Genomic DNA, 12,941 nt, shown 5'->3' with positions numbered 1-12,941 from the left:
TCAGGATGACCGGCCGATATCGCGTCCGGGTCCGCGGTTGAAGCGGCTGCGTGGCCGCAACAGCCACCAGGTGAACAGACTGGACAGGCCGGTGGCCAGCCAGAACATGAAGAAGCCGATGGTGTATCCCGCCTCGCGGCTGACGGCCCAGTCCACGGTGCTGATGTCGCGCAGGTCGATCGGGTCGACGAAGGCGAAGAACACCATCGTCGACACGCCGGCGGCAAAGAAGCTTGGCCACAGGATCGCGCCCAGCCGCTGCGCCAGCGGGCGCGGCGGATGGTCTATGTCTTGCGCGATCCTGTGGTCGGTCATGGCGTTGCTGCCGTTCCTTCGGGTTGCGACTGGGCCCAGACCCATGCGGCGACGAGTCGGGCACGAACCGGACCGATGATATCGCGGTGCGCGGGCATCTGCCCGTGACGGCCTTCATTGATCGCCTTGCGGATGGCATCGAGGCTGCCACCGTACACCCAGATGTCGTCGGTCAGGTTCGGTGCGCCGAGGGCCTGGTTGCCGGTGCCGTCGGCGCCGTGGCAGGCGATGCACAGGGTGTCGTAGCGACGCTTGCCGGCGGCGGCCATGGCCGGATCGACCTTGCGGCCGGACAGGCTCTGCGCGTACACCGCCACTTCGGACACCGCCAGGTCGGAACCCAGCGCAGCGGCCAGCGGTGGCATCAGGCCTTCGCGACCATCCAGCACCGTGGCGAGGATGTCGTCGGGCGTGCCGCCCCACAGCCAGTCGGAGTCGGTCAGGTTCGGGAAGCCGATGGCGCCACGGGCGTCGGACCCATGGCACATCGCGCAGTAATTGCCGAACACCGAGCGACCCAGGCGCAGTCCGTCGGGATCGCGGGCGATCTGCTCGATGGGCATGTTCTCGAAGCGGGCGAACAGCGGCGCCAGCCGGGCTTCGGCCTCGTCGCGCTGCGCGTCATGCTCCTTGGCCGAGGTCCAGCCGCTGAGACCGGCGAAGTTGCCCAGGCCCGGGTAATACGCGAGGTAGCCGATGGCGTAGATGATCGTCGCGTAGAACAGGAACAGCCACCAGCGCGGCAACGGCTTGTTGTACTCGCGGATGTCGCCGTCCCAGACATGGCCGGTCGTCTCGCCTTCGCCCTTGATCGGCCGCGACGTGGACCAGAGCAGCCAGGTGCAGCCGACGATCATCAGCACGGTGAGGATGATGACAAATATGGACCACGCACTGCTCATGGACGCTTCTCCTGATCCCCATCCAGCGGCAGGCGTGAAGCCTGCTCGAAATCCTTTCTACGCCTGCTACTCCAGGCCCACAGCACGCCGGCGACGAAGGCCACCAGCAGCACCGCGGTCAAGATGCCCGAGAACAATCCGCTGCTCATGGATCACCTCGTTCTCGGCGCATTGCGTCCGAGTCCCTGCAGGTAGGCGATGAGCGCATCCAGCTCGGTCTTGCCGGCCACGGCATCCGGTGCGGCGGCGATTTCCTCGTCGCTGTACGGATGGCCCATGAAGCGCAGCGTGCGCATGCGCCGGGCGACGTCGCTGCCGCTGATGGTCGAGTCGGCCAGCCACGGATAGCGTGGCATGTTCGACTCCGGCACCACGTCCCGCGGGTTGATCAGGTGGACGCGGTGCCATTCGTCGCTGTAGCGGCCGCCGACGCGCGCCAGGTCCGGTCCGGTGCGCTTGGAGCCCCACTGGAACGGGCGGTCATACACCGACTCGCCGGCCAGCGAGTAGTGGCCGTAGCGCTCGGAGTCGAAGCGCAGCGTGCGCACCATCTGCGAGTGGCAGCCGTAGCAGCCTTCGCGGATGAAGACGTCACGGCCGGCCAGTTCCAGCGCCGGGTAGGGTTTCACGCCCGGCAGCGGTTCGACCGCCTCGGCCTGGAACATCAGCGGGACGATCTGCGACAGGCCGCCCAGGGAAATGGCGATGGTGACCAGCACCATCATCAGGCCGACGTTCTTCTCGACTTTCTCGTGGTTGTTCATGGCTCGGCGTTTCCTCAGGCGTGCGCAGGCGCGGGCACCGGCACGGGCGCCAGTTCGGCATTCGGGTTCATCTGCCGGGTCTTCCAGACGTTGACCGCCATCAGCAGCATGCCTGCGACGACCAGCACGCCACCCAGCATGCGGATCAGGTAGTACGGATACGTGGCCGACACCGACTCGGCGAAGGTGTACGTCAGCGTGCCGTCGGCATTCGACGCCCGCCACATCAGGCCCTGCATCACGCCGGCGATCCACATCGCCGCCGCGTACAGCAGCACGCCGATGGTGTGCACCCAGAAGTGCACGTCGATCCACTTCGTCGAGTACATGCCCGCCGTGCCGTACAGGCGCGGGAACAGCGCGTACAGCGCGCCGATGGAGATCATGGCGACCCAGCCGAGCGCACCGGCGTGGACGTGGCCGACGGTCCAGTCGGTGTAGTGCGACAGCGAGTTGACCGTCTTGATCGACATCATCGGCCCCTCGAAGGTGGCGATCATGTAGAACGACAGCGCGACGATCATGAACTTCAGCACCGGATCGGTGCGCAGCTTGTGCCAGGCGCCCGACAGCGTCATGACGCCGTTGATGGCGCCACCCCAGCTCGGAGCCAGCAGGACCAGCGAGAACACCATGCCCAGCGACTGCGCCCAGTCAGGCAGCGCGGTGTACTGCAGGTGGTGCGGGCCGGCCCACATGTAGACCGCGATCAGTGCCCAGAAGTGCACGATCGACAGGCGGTAGGAATAGATCGGGCGACCGACCTGCTTCGGCACGAAGTAATACATCATGCCCAGGAAGTTGACGGTCAGGAAAAAGCCCACGGCGTTGTGGCCGTACCACCACTGCACCATCGCGTCGACCGCGCCGGCGTAGACCGGGTACGACTTCCACATGCCGGCCGGGATGGCCAGGCTGTTGAAGATGTGCAGCAGGGCGATGGCGATGATGTAGGCGCCGAAGAACCAGTTGGCCACGTAGATGTGCTTGACGCGGCGCTTGATGACGGTGCCGAAGAAGACGACGCCGTAGGCGACCCAGACCAGCGCGATCAGGATGTCGATCGGCCATTCCAGCTCGGCGTATTCCTTGCCGGACGTGATGCCCAGCGGCAACGTCAGCACGGCGGCGACGATGGCCGCCTGCCAGCCCCAGAACGTGAAGGCGGCGAGCTTCGGCAGGAACAGCGGCACGTGGCTGGTCCGCTGCACCGCGTAGTAGCTGGCGGCGAACACGGCGTTGCCGCCGAAGGCGAAGATCACGGCATTGGTGTGCAGCGGACGCAGGCGCCCGTAGCTCAGCCAGGAAATGCCGTTGAACAGGTCCGGCCAGTAAAGCTGGGCAGCGATGAGCACGCCCACCGCCATGCCGATGATGCCCCAGATCACGGTCACCACCGCGAACTGGCGTACTACCTTGTCGTTGTAGGTTTCCACGGGGGTATGCGTACTCATCCGATGAGCTCCGGTTTGGCCGTCGAGTATGGTCGCAGGGCGGCGGGCCGCGGACCTTGACGTGGATCAAGGCCGGCCCCGCCGGCCAGGACGGGCGGGTCACCGGCCGTCCTCGCGCAAGGCGCGGCCGGCCGGATCACGCGCCTAAGATCAGAAGCGGTAGCCGACGAACACGCCGTAGACGATCGGGTCGATGTTGGCGGTGCCGACGTCGGCGCCGTTCACCGAGACGTCGGTGTCGATGTCGATCCAGCGCACGTCGGCGCCCCACATCCACTTGTCGTTGATCTTCACGTCAAAACCGGCGTGCAGGGCCAGACCCCAGGAATCGTCCAGTTCCAGGTCGGTGCCGGCGATCGGACCGGCCGACTTCTCGCTGAAGAAGGTGGTGTAGTTCAGGCCGGCGCCGATGAACGGCTGGAACTTGCCGGCAGGGTTGAAGTGCCACTGCAGCGACACGGTCGGCGGCAGGTGCTTGGTACTGCCGGCGTGGGCGCCGTTGAGGCTGATGTCGTGCTGGAACGGGAGCGCGGCGATCACTTCGACGCCCAGGCTGCGGTTGATCATGTATTCCAGCATGACGGTCGGACGGATGCTGTTGTCGACGTCCACTTCCAGGGTCCCGGCGGCCAGGCTGCCGTTGTCGGAATCCGGGGCGACGTTGTGGGCGCCGAAGCGGACGATGAGGTCGCCGGCTTCGTGGGCCGATGCGGACAGCGGCAGGGCCAGCGCGGCGGCGATGGCGACGCTCAGGGTCAGGGCGGTTTTCATGTTGTTCTCCAGAGGCAGTTGGGGTTTTTCAATAGCGGCATTGTCGAAACCGCGCGCGATAGTGCCCTTGACTTGCGTCAAGCACATCGGGGCCGTCTTCATGCCGGATGCCTTCCGTTCAGCGCTTTGAAAGCTTGCGTGAGCGCTGCGCCCGACATTCACGCCTGCGCACGCGGCGGGCGGGAAAACCGGACGAAGTGGCGTTTGTCGTCCAGCAGGATCGCGCGGCAGTACTCGACGGTCGGTGCGCGAAAACCCCTTGCGGTGAAAGGTGATCCCGGCCCAGGCGGGATCGGTACCTGTCGCCCTCGCGTTCGCCGACCGGTGGGCGGGAGAGGTGTCCTGGTGGCGGCCGGTTTCGCCTTCACGGTGTCGACCTCGCAGTGGATGCCGTCCGCGGCCGTGCGACGGACGGCTTTCTCATGGAGACAGGTGGCCGATGCGCCATCCGTCTGGACCGTTGCACGGGTGGGCCGCGAGCGATGTCGAGGCGGCATGCATCCGCAACCGGCATGAGGCACGCGCCCGATGGTTGTTCCCGGATGCCGCTCTTCCAGGCAGCCCAGGTTGATCGGGGTAAGCTTCGCCTTCGATGACGACGACACCTGCCCATGTGGTCCACCGCTGACGACGGCGCTTTGCGCGCCCTGTTCTGGTTCCTCGATGGCGAGGGCGCGACGCTGCCCGACGGGCCGCGGCTGTTCCTCGGCGCCGTACCCGGTGACTGGGTCGGGAATGCTGTTGCCGGCGGCTGGCTGTGCGAGCAGCCTTTCGCGCCTTTCGCCCGCTCGCTGCAGGGGCAGGGCATCGATGCCCAACCGCGGGTCGACGCGACCGGCGTGGCCGTGGCACTCGTCCTGCCGCCGCGACAGCGCGACGCCGCGCGCGCGCTGATCGCACGGGCCGCACGGGCGACCCGGGCCGGCGGCATCGTCGTGGCTGCCGCCGGCAACAATGACGGGGCGCGCTCGCTGGAGTCGGACATGCGGTCGCTGTTTGGCAGTGTCCACGCCGATTCCAAGCACAAAAGCCGCGTCGTTCGTGCCATCGTCGGTGCGGATAAGCCGGACGCCGGACTTTTGGCGCAGTGGCTGGCGCTGGCCGAGCCTTGCCGCGTCGGCGAGGGAGAAAACGCCTTCTGGTCGCGTCCGGGGTTGTTCGCCTGGGACCGCATCGATCCCGCCTCGGCGCTGCTGGCGTCGCAGCTGCCTGCAACGCTGGGTGGGCGCGTCGCGGACCTGGGCGCCGGCTGGGGCTACCTGTCCATGCACATCCTGCGCGCCTGTCCGGGTGTGACGGCCATCGATCTGTACGAGGCCAATGCCGCCGCGATCGAGCCGGCACGGCGCAACCTTGAGGCGCTGTGCACGCTGCGCCCCGATGTGCACTGCGAAGTCCACTGGCAGGACATAAGCGCCGGCATGCCCGACGGCTACGACGTCGTGGTCAGCAATCCACCCTTCCATATAGGACGGGCCGATGCGCCGGAGCTCGGTCGCGCCTTCATCGCCACGGCGGCCGCCGCACTCGAACCGCGTGGCGAGGCCTGGTTCGTCGCCAACCGCCATCTCCCCTACGAAGCGCTGCTCGCCGAACGGTTCCGCACAGTCACCACGCCCGCGCAGCGCGACGGCTTCAAGGTCCTTCACGCGCGCGAACCGAGGCGTTGACGGAGAGGATTGCCGATTAGCCAGCAGCGCGACCTGAAGTCTCGCCCGCTGCGAGCCATTTGCCGCCCGAGGTTGAACACTGGCAGGACTTGTTGACGACTGTTCCTGATCCAGGCAAGCGGGCAAGCCGTCGCCCATGATTACCGTGGGCGGTTGCCTGGATCCCTGGAAGATACGCACATGGAATGCTGGTGCGGCCGCGAGGTAACTAAGGGGTGGCTTGCATGGCGGTGCGAACCACATGACCAGCGCCCTCTTCCGGAAAGTCCTTGCCGGCCTGGTGGATGGGATTCAATAGGGACTCCCGCCGGGGATGGTCGGATCAGTCGTTTCGCCGTTTTCTCTGTTCAGGCCGGGCAAACCTGGTCGCCATGCATTACCTTTCCGCGTACAGGGACAACAGGATGTGCGCCATGAGCATGCGAGTGGTTCTTTGGATGTCTTTGGCGTTTTTGTGTGTTTTTTCCGAAAACGGTGCAGCCCGATCTGCCCCGACATCTGAATATCTGACGGAACTGACATTCGACATGGGTGGGCGCACCGTCTAGTTGATCGTTCCGAGGACCGGTTTAAGCAAGCGTGTTCCGAGAATGCCGATAAAAAACGTCGTCGACGTGGCGGCGATACATGGTACAAAAATAATTTTTGTGGATCTATGGGGTTGGCCGGGAAAATTCTGGCGCGGGCCGATTGGTAGTATGCAGGTCATAATCGACGTGCGCAGGCCCAAGTACGAGGCGCGACTGGATTGTATCGATGGCCTCCAGCGCTACCTGGAAGTTCAATTTGATGGGGATCGTAGATACCACACATCAAAGGGCGGGGATCCGAATCAAGTTGTTTCCATGGTTATAGCCCCCGACCCCCAATTTGGTGGGTCAGGCGCGCTAAGGTACCACCGTGAAACGACCTGGCGTCGGGATGGTTTTGCGGTTCCCGTGTCGGAAAAGGCATATCTGATTGTTCATGTCTCTATCCTCGCTGTCGACGAAAGATACTCTGTACAAGACGTCCTTCGGTGGGAGAGTCGAGCCAAGGCAGTCAGGGACGCGGTAATAAGGTCAATCAAACTCGAAGGGCCTTGGGAAAGGTTGTCCGAAACGTGTGTTCAGGGCTGATGACGTGGGACTCCACACGACGGAGCGCTGGACTGCCGGGTGAGCCAGGCCGCATCGCTTCCGCCATCGTGGTGAGAAAGCGGGGTTAGAAAGATCCTGGTCGCAACCGTGCATGTGTTTCCCCTGTACAGGACATGCGTAGTCGATCCGCCCCGAGTGGTTCGATCCAGCGATATCGAGCCGGTTGGGGTATGCGGGATAGCGCTCCCGGATTCTTCCGGCGCGCGCAAGTCCATGCTCAAGCGGGCATGGCGTCCCAGCAGTCGGCTGGCAACGCCATGCCAGGCACCGCCGCGGTCATTCGACGCGGCGGTTTATCTGGATTGACGCGCTGTTCTCGCCGGCCAGCGTCAGGATGCGGACTTCGGATTCGAGGTCGCCGGATTGCGCCTGGGCCTGGCCGGCGCGCGAGATGCGCGCGGTGAGGGCGACTTCGGCACCTTCCTGCATGTGGAGGCCGTCGATCATGCTGTCGGCCGTGCCCAGCGTGAGTCGAAGCGGGAACAGCGGTTCGGGGATGCGCCTGATGGCCAGTGGCGGCCCACCGGTGGGCGCACGGACGAACACGAACAAGGTATCGGACGCTTTCACGTCGTCGGCCAGCGATGGGTCAAGCTCGACGGTGACCGCCAGGCGTGGGCCGGCCGCAGCCTCGTCCGGTGCCGCCGGATCAACGGAAGCGGGAGCGGAGTTGGATGGAGATGCTGGTAGAACGGGACTCGAGGCACCCGCCATCGGACCGTTGCCGGCATTCATGGCCAGCGCATTGGCGATCTGCTGGTCGATGCTGAGGGCAACCGGGTCCTCGTCAGGGATGAGTGCGCGCAGGCGCCGCCAATACGCGACCGCTTCGGGCGCGCGTTGCGCCTGCAGTTCGGCGACGCCGAGCAGCCACAGTGATTTCTGGTGCTGCGGATCGGCGGCGAGCGCCGTTTCGAGCAGCTGGCGCGCTTCCGGTCCGAAACGGCGGCTCGGGCCCGCCAGGGTCAGTGCCTCGGCGTGCTCGGCCATGATGTCCGGGGTCTGTGGCGACAGCGTGTAGGCACTGGAGGTCGCGCGCAGCATGTCGTCGAAGCGCTCCAGCGAACGGTAGGTGCGCGCCAGCAGCAGCCAGCCGTCGATGTCGTCGGGCTTCTGGCGCAGGCGTTGTTCCAGCGCGGCGATGGCCTGGTCGAGGTCGCGCGGCATGCCCTCGGGCATTGCTGCAGCGCGTGCAACCGCGCCGGGATCCAACGCGCGCGGCTGGCCGACGGTGAAATACAGCGCCAGCGCCGCGGCCGGCAAGGCCAGCGCCAGGGTCAAGGCCAGTCCGCTGGCCGGGGCCGGGCCGCGCGTTTCGATGGCTTCGATGAGGCGCTGGCTCAGGACGTCGCGCTGCTGCGTGTAGGACGCGGCGTCGACCAGGCCGGCCTCGTGCCGCGTCTTCAGGTCAGAGAGCTGGCGTTCGATCTCGCGATGCCGGCGCCCGGCGGCGCCAAGGCGAAGCAGCGGCGGCAGCAGCAACGCCAGCGCGGCCAGGCACAGCAGCATGGCCGTGATCCAGAAGACGAAAATCACCATTCCTCGTCGTCCTTGGGTTCGAGAGCGCGGGTGTCGGTGCCAGCCAGCCGCCGGCGCTGGCGGACGATCAGGGCGACGGCGGCGAGGGCGATGACGACCAGTACGCCGGGTGCGATCCAGAGCCACCAGGTCCGCCCATCGAAGGGCGGACGGTAGAGCACGAACTCGCCGTAGCGGTCGGTCAGGTAGGTCTTGATCTCCTCGTCGCTGCGGCCGCTGCGCATCAGCTCGTGCAGTTCGCGCCGCAGGTCCTTCGCCAGTGGCGCGTCCGAGTCGGCGAGACTCTGGTTCTGGCACACCAGGCATCGCAGTTCGGCGGCCAGCGCATTGAAGCGACGTCGCTCGCCATCGTCGGCGAACTGCAGCGGTTCGATCGCGGCGCTGGCGAGGGTGCTGAACAGGGCAACGATGAACATCAGCGCCATCCGCGGGATATGCGACCGCGCGCCACCCGGACGCGCGCCAGGCAGATGCTTCATGAACCGGCCTCCTCGCGCAGCGTCGCCAGCAGTGGCAACAGGATGGTCTGGACGTGGCGCTCGGTCACCGGCCCGACGAACTTGTGGCGAATGACGCCACGGGCGTCGATGACGAACGTTTCCGGCGCGCCGTAGACGCCGTAATGCAGCGCGACCCGGTTGTCCGGATCGGTGGCAATGGCCCGGTAGGGGTCACCGAACTGCGCCAGCCAGCGCAGCGCATCGCCGCGTTCGTCCTTCCAGTTCAGGCCGACCACGGTGATATCGCCCCTGCGGGCCAGCGCTTCGATCACCGGATGCTCGACGCGGCAGCCGGCGCACCAGCTGGCCCAGACATTGAGCAGCCAGGGCTTGCCGAGGAACTGCGTGCTGCTGACCGGTCCTTCGCCATCGCGCAGTCCGTCAAGCGTGAATTCGGGCGCGGGCTTGCCGATCAGCACCGAGGGCAGTTCACCCGGAACACGGTCGCGGCTGAGCCGGATGCCGAACGCCAATACGACCGCCAGCAGGACGAATCCGATCAGGGGAGCCAGGCGCCAGATCATGCCGGCACCCTGTTGGCGGCATTGGCGGCGTCACGGCGCTTCATGGCATAGCGGCGGTCGGCCGCGGCCCAGAAGCCACCGAGCATCATCAGCAGCGCACCCAGCCAGATCCAGCGGATGAAAGGCTTGTGGTAGATGCGCAGCGCCCAGCTGCCGGCGTCGTCGATCGGTTCGCCCATGGCGACGTAGACGTCGCGGGTGAAGCCGGGATCGATCGCGGCTTCGGTCATGGTTTCGCCTCGGCGGTAACGACGCTTTTCCGGATGCAGCTCGGCGACGACGGTGCTGCCGCGCGAGACGACGACGGTGCCACGCTCGGCGGCGAAATTCGGGCCGTCACGATGCTGGCTGCCGTCGAAGCGGAAGCTGTAACCGGCGACCTCGACCGTTTCACCCGGCGACATCGCCACGTCGCGTTCGATGCTGGTGGATTCGGTCACCAGCACGCCGACCACGAAGATGCCGATGCCGATGTGTGCCATTGCCATGCCGGTCATTTCGCGCGTGAACAGCTTGCCTTCGCGGTGCCGGCGCCACAGGAACACCAGCGTGCCAGCAACCACCCAGGCACCGCCGAGGACGCCGACCGCCGAACGCAGCGGCGCACCGGCGAGCAGCAGGACGACCAGCGCCAGTACGATCGCTGCCGCCGCCGCGGGCATCAGTGCCTTCACCGGCCCGGACACGGGCTCGGCGCGCCAGCGCGTCAGCGGTCCGAAGGGGATCAGCGCCACCAGCGGTGCGGTGAGCAGCACGAACATCAGGCCGTAGTAGGGCGGGCCGACGGAAATGCTGTGGCCGAAGATTTCCAGCACCAGCGGCGCCAGCGTACCGATCAGCACCATTGCGCAGGCGACGCTGAGGAACACGTTGTTGACCAGCAGCAGCGTCTCGCGCGATGCCGCGGCAAAGGGTTCGCCCTGGACCATGCGCGGTGCGCGCAGCGCGTACAGCAGCAGCGAGCCGCCGACGGCGATGCCGAGGAACACCAGCACGTAGAGGCCGCGTTCGGGGTCGCTGGCGAAGGCATGCACGCTGGTGATGATGCCCGAGCGCACCAGGAAGGCGCCGAGGAGGCTCAGCGAGAACGCCGCCATCGACAGCAGCAGCGTCCAGGCCATGAAGCTTCCGCGCTTGTCGGTCACGGCCTGCGAATGGATGAGCGCGGTGCCGACCAGCCACGGCATGAAGGAGGCGTTTTCCACCGGGTCCCAGAACCACCAGCCGCCCCAGCCGAGTTCGTAGTAGGCCCACCACGATCCCAGTGCGATGCCCAGCGTCAGGAAGGCCCAGGCAACATTGGTCCAGGGTCGCGCCCAGCGCACCCATTGCCGGTCCATGCGGGGTTCAAGCAGCGCGGCCACCGCGAAGGCGAATGCCACGGCGAAGCCGACGTAGCCGGTGTAGAGCATCGGCGGATGCACGATCAGTCCGAAATCCTGCAGCAGCGGATTCAGGTCGCCGCCGTCCGGAGGCGCGGGCAGCATGCGCGCCAGCGGGTTCGACGTGAACAGGGTGAAGGCGATGAAGCCGATGCTGATCACGCCGAGGATCGCCAGTACATGGCTGGTGTAGCGCTCCGGCAGGTGACGCGTCAGCGCGGCCACCGCCACCGACCAGATCGACAGCACCAGCACCCAGAGCAGCAGCGAACCCTCGTGAGCGCCCCATACCGCGGTGATGCGGTAGTACCACGGCAGGTCGAGGTTGGAATTGTGGGCGACGTAGGCGACCGAGAAATCCTGGACGACGAACGCGTAGGCGAGCACCAGGAAAGCGAGCAGCACGAACACGAACTGGCCCAGCGCGGCCGGACGCGCCAGCGCGTGCCAGGCGGGCCGGCGCAGCAGCGTGCCGAGCAGCGGAATCGCCTGCGCCGCCGCCAGCAGCAACGCCAGCACCAGGGCGAACTGGCCAAGCTCGGGGATCATGATCCGCTGTCCTCGGAGCCCGTGGTGCCACTGCCTTCGGCGCTGCCGCCGTCCAGGTTTTCCTGCGCCTTGCGCATCGCTTCCATCACTTCCGGCGGCATGTAGGTTTCGTCGTGCTTGGCGAGGATCTTGTTGGCGACGAAGACGCCGTCGGCGCCCAGCTCGCCGTGGGCGATGACGCTCTGGCCCTCGCGGAACAGGTCGGGAAGGATGCCCCGGTAGGCGACTTCGCGATCATGCACGCGGTCGGTCACGGTGAAGCGCACGTCCAAGCCTTCGACGCGGCGGATGCTGTTCTCCAGCACCACGCCACCGAGGCGGAAACGATGGCCGGGCTGCAGGCCCTCGTCGATCATCGTGCTCGGGCTGTACAGGTAGTTGAGGTTGCCGCTCAGCGCCGTCAGCGCCAGCGCGACGGCGACGGCGACGCCGGCCAGGATCAGCGACGTGGCGATGAGGCGGCGTTTCTGCTTCGGTGTCATGTCGGTGTGTGTTCACTGCGGCGGGAGGGGCGCGCCGGCCGGCGCCGGCGCAGCTCCCGGCGCTTGCGCCAGGGCGCGACGATGTCCCAGGCAAGGACGATGAAGCTGGCCAGGTAGGCGCCCCAGACGTAGCCGCCATAGCCGCCCATGGCAAACCACTCAGCCATGACGATCTCCCTGCGTGAGCGCCTGCACCCAATCGGTGCCGGCATGCTGTTCCAGCAGCGCGACGCGCGTGCGCGCCATCCAGCTGGCGATGAAATAGAGGTAGGCGGCGATGGCCAGCACCAGCAGCGGCCATTTCATCGACGAGTGGATGGTCGACTCGCTGAAGACGCGGATGGTGGAACCCTGGTGCAGCGAGTTCCACCACTTCACGGCGAAATGGACGATGGGCACGTTGACGATGCCGACCAGTGCCAGGAAGCAGGCCGCGCGCGCGCCGGCGCGGCGGTCCTCGAACGCCTGCGCCAGCGCGATCACGCCCAGGTACAGGAAGAACAGCACCAGTTCGGAGGTCAGGCGCGGATCCCAGTCCCACCAGGTGCCCCACATGGGGCGGCCCCAGATCGAGCCGGTGACCAGCGTCATCAGCGTGAAGGCCGCCCCGATCGGCGCAGCGGTCAGCACCATGGTTTCAGCCAGTTTCATGCGCCAGACCAGCGCGATGAACGCGCAGACGGCCATCAGCCCGTAGCCGGCCATCGACATCCAGGCGGCCGGGACGTGCACGTAGATGATCCGGAAGGCGTCACTCTGCTGGTAGTCCGGCGGCGCCAGCACCAGCCCGCCGTAGAGGCCCCACAAGGTCAGGCCAGCGGCAAGCACGTACAGCCATGGCATCAGGCGGCCGGCGAAGCGGTAGAACGTCGGGGGCGATCCGAGGCGGTGGAACCAGAGCGGCAGTTTCATCGGTGCAGGGCGGCTTGTCAGGAATCCGCGGAACAGGG

Annotated in this window: 14 protein-coding genes; 1 reads left to right on the top strand and 13 read right to left on the bottom strand. The window is 66.5% G+C overall.

The annotated features are described in order from the left end of the window. The 6 genes from EDC25_RS05150 to EDC25_RS05125 form a co-directional block, all read right to left on the bottom strand. Nucleotides 1-315, bottom strand: a complete 315-nt coding sequence (locus EDC25_RS05150) for a hypothetical protein (RefSeq protein WP_123520899.1) — start codon at nt 313-315, stop codon at nt 1-3. After that, a complete protein-coding gene (gene ccoP, locus EDC25_RS05145; protein ID WP_123520900.1) occupies nt 312-1,217 on the bottom strand; it encodes a cytochrome-c oxidase, cbb3-type subunit III in 906 nt (301 codons plus the stop codon). Before ccoP ends, EDC25_RS05150 begins: the two co-directional genes overlap by 4 nt. Next, entirely contained in the window at nt 1,214-1,366 is a 153-nt protein-coding gene (locus EDC25_RS05140; protein WP_123520901.1) for a cbb3-type cytochrome oxidase subunit 3, read from the bottom strand. The genes ccoP and EDC25_RS05140 overlap by 4 nt, the downstream gene beginning before the upstream one ends. Nucleotides 1,367-1,369: 3 nt before the next feature. Further along, on the bottom strand, nt 1,370-1,981 hold the full coding sequence (ccoO, locus tag EDC25_RS05135) for a cytochrome-c oxidase, cbb3-type subunit II (RefSeq protein WP_123520902.1): 612 nt from the start codon (nt 1,979-1,981) through the stop codon (nt 1,370-1,372). Nucleotides 1,982-1,995: 14 nt separating this feature from the next. Beyond that, nucleotides 1,996-3,435, bottom strand: a complete 1,440-nt coding sequence (gene ccoN / locus EDC25_RS05130; RefSeq protein WP_123520903.1) for a cytochrome-c oxidase, cbb3-type subunit I — start codon at nt 3,433-3,435, stop codon at nt 1,996-1,998. A 150-nt stretch (nt 3,436-3,585) separates the two neighbouring features. Beyond that, a complete protein-coding gene (locus EDC25_RS05125) occupies nt 3,586-4,206 on the bottom strand; it encodes an OmpW/AlkL family protein (RefSeq protein WP_123520918.1) in 621 nt (206 codons plus the stop codon). A gap of 611 nt (nt 4,207-4,817) precedes the next feature. On the opposite strand from EDC25_RS05125, the gene EDC25_RS05120 reads away from it, so the two are divergent. Next, nucleotides 4,818-5,876, top strand: a complete 1,059-nt coding sequence (locus tag EDC25_RS05120; protein ID WP_123520904.1) for a class I SAM-dependent methyltransferase — start codon at nt 4,818-4,820, stop codon at nt 5,874-5,876. Between the two features lie 1,415 nt (nt 5,877-7,291). On the opposite strand, the gene ccmI is transcribed toward EDC25_RS05120, so the two are convergent. The 7 genes from ccmI to EDC25_RS05085 are packed head-to-tail and all read right to left on the bottom strand — an operon-like array spanning nt 7,292 to nt 12,903. Further along, nucleotides 7,292-8,554 (bottom strand): c-type cytochrome biogenesis protein CcmI, encoded by a 1,263-nt coding sequence (gene ccmI, locus EDC25_RS05115; protein ID WP_123520905.1) that lies wholly within the window; start codon nt 8,552-8,554, stop codon nt 7,292-7,294. After that, nucleotides 8,548-9,033, bottom strand: coding sequence for a cytochrome c-type biogenesis protein (locus EDC25_RS05110; RefSeq protein ID WP_123520906.1), 486 nt, complete (start codon nt 9,031-9,033; stop codon nt 8,548-8,550). Before EDC25_RS05110 ends, ccmI begins: the two co-directional genes overlap by 7 nt. After that, nucleotides 9,030-9,578, bottom strand: a complete 549-nt coding sequence (locus EDC25_RS05105; protein ID WP_123520907.1) for a DsbE family thiol:disulfide interchange protein — start codon at nt 9,576-9,578, stop codon at nt 9,030-9,032. Before EDC25_RS05105 ends, EDC25_RS05110 begins: the two co-directional genes overlap by 4 nt. After that, the gene (locus tag EDC25_RS05100; RefSeq protein ID WP_123520908.1) at nt 9,575-11,509 is read right to left on the bottom strand and encodes a heme lyase CcmF/NrfE family subunit; all 1,935 of its coding nucleotides are present in this window, start codon (nt 11,507-11,509) and stop codon (nt 9,575-9,577) included. Before EDC25_RS05100 ends, EDC25_RS05105 begins: the two co-directional genes overlap by 4 nt. Next, nucleotides 11,506-11,991, bottom strand: a complete 486-nt coding sequence (gene ccmE / locus EDC25_RS05095) for a cytochrome c maturation protein CcmE (protein ID WP_123520909.1) — start codon at nt 11,989-11,991, stop codon at nt 11,506-11,508. The genes EDC25_RS05100 and ccmE overlap by 4 nt, the downstream gene beginning before the upstream one ends. Then, the gene (ccmD, locus tag EDC25_RS05090) at nt 11,988-12,158 is read right to left on the bottom strand and encodes a heme exporter protein CcmD (protein WP_123520910.1); all 171 of its coding nucleotides are present in this window, start codon (nt 12,156-12,158) and stop codon (nt 11,988-11,990) included. The genes ccmE and ccmD overlap by 4 nt, the downstream gene beginning before the upstream one ends. Then, the gene (locus EDC25_RS05085; RefSeq protein ID WP_123520911.1) at nt 12,151-12,903 is read right to left on the bottom strand and encodes a heme ABC transporter permease; all 753 of its coding nucleotides are present in this window, start codon (nt 12,901-12,903) and stop codon (nt 12,151-12,153) included. Before EDC25_RS05085 ends, ccmD begins: the two co-directional genes overlap by 8 nt. Between the last annotated feature and the right edge of the window lie 38 nt (nt 12,904-12,941).

The sequence above is a fragment of the Pseudofulvimonas gallinarii genome (assembly GCF_004343305.1).
GTDB classification, from domain to species: domain Bacteria; phylum Pseudomonadota; class Gammaproteobacteria; order Xanthomonadales; family UBA2363; genus Pseudofulvimonas; species Pseudofulvimonas gallinarii.
This window is presented reverse-complemented; position numbering and strand designations above follow the sequence as displayed.

Bases quoted from the DNA above. Each gene is read 5' to 3' on its own strand.
- EDC25_RS05150 (WP_123520899.1), bottom strand. From the start codon at position 315: ATGACCGACCACAGGATCGCGCAAGACATAGACCATCCGCCGCGCCCG.
- ccoP (WP_123520900.1), bottom strand. From the start codon at position 1,217: ATGAGCAGTGCGTGGTCCATATTTGTCATCATCCTCACCGTGCTGATG.
- EDC25_RS05140 (WP_123520901.1), bottom strand. From the start codon at position 1,366: ATGAGCAGCGGATTGTTCTCGGGCATCTTGACCGCGGTGCTGCTGGTG.
- ccoO (WP_123520902.1), bottom strand. From the start codon at position 1,981: ATGAACAACCACGAGAAAGTCGAGAAGAACGTCGGCCTGATGATGGTG.
- ccoN (WP_123520903.1), bottom strand. From the start codon at position 3,435: ATGAGTACGCATACCCCCGTGGAAACCTACAACGACAAGGTAGTACGC.
- EDC25_RS05125 (WP_123520918.1), bottom strand. From the start codon at position 4,206: ATGAAAACCGCCCTGACCCTGAGCGTCGCCATCGCCGCCGCGCTGGCC.
- EDC25_RS05120 (WP_123520904.1), top strand. From the start codon at position 4,818: ATGTGGTCCACCGCTGACGACGGCGCTTTGCGCGCCCTGTTCTGGTTC.
- ccmI (WP_123520905.1), bottom strand. From the start codon at position 8,554: ATGGTGATTTTCGTCTTCTGGATCACGGCCATGCTGCTGTGCCTGGCC.
- EDC25_RS05110 (WP_123520906.1), bottom strand. From the start codon at position 9,033: ATGAAGCATCTGCCTGGCGCGCGTCCGGGTGGCGCGCGGTCGCATATC.
- EDC25_RS05105 (WP_123520907.1), bottom strand. From the start codon at position 9,578: ATGATCTGGCGCCTGGCTCCCCTGATCGGATTCGTCCTGCTGGCGGTC.
- EDC25_RS05100 (WP_123520908.1), bottom strand. From the start codon at position 11,509: ATGATCCCCGAGCTTGGCCAGTTCGCCCTGGTGCTGGCGTTGCTGCTG.
- ccmE (WP_123520909.1), bottom strand. From the start codon at position 11,991: ATGACACCGAAGCAGAAACGCCGCCTCATCGCCACGTCGCTGATCCTG.
- ccmD (WP_123520910.1), bottom strand. From the start codon at position 12,158: ATGGCTGAGTGGTTTGCCATGGGCGGCTATGGCGGCTACGTCTGGGGC.
- EDC25_RS05085 (WP_123520911.1), bottom strand. From the start codon at position 12,903: ATGAAACTGCCGCTCTGGTTCCACCGCCTCGGATCGCCCCCGACGTTC.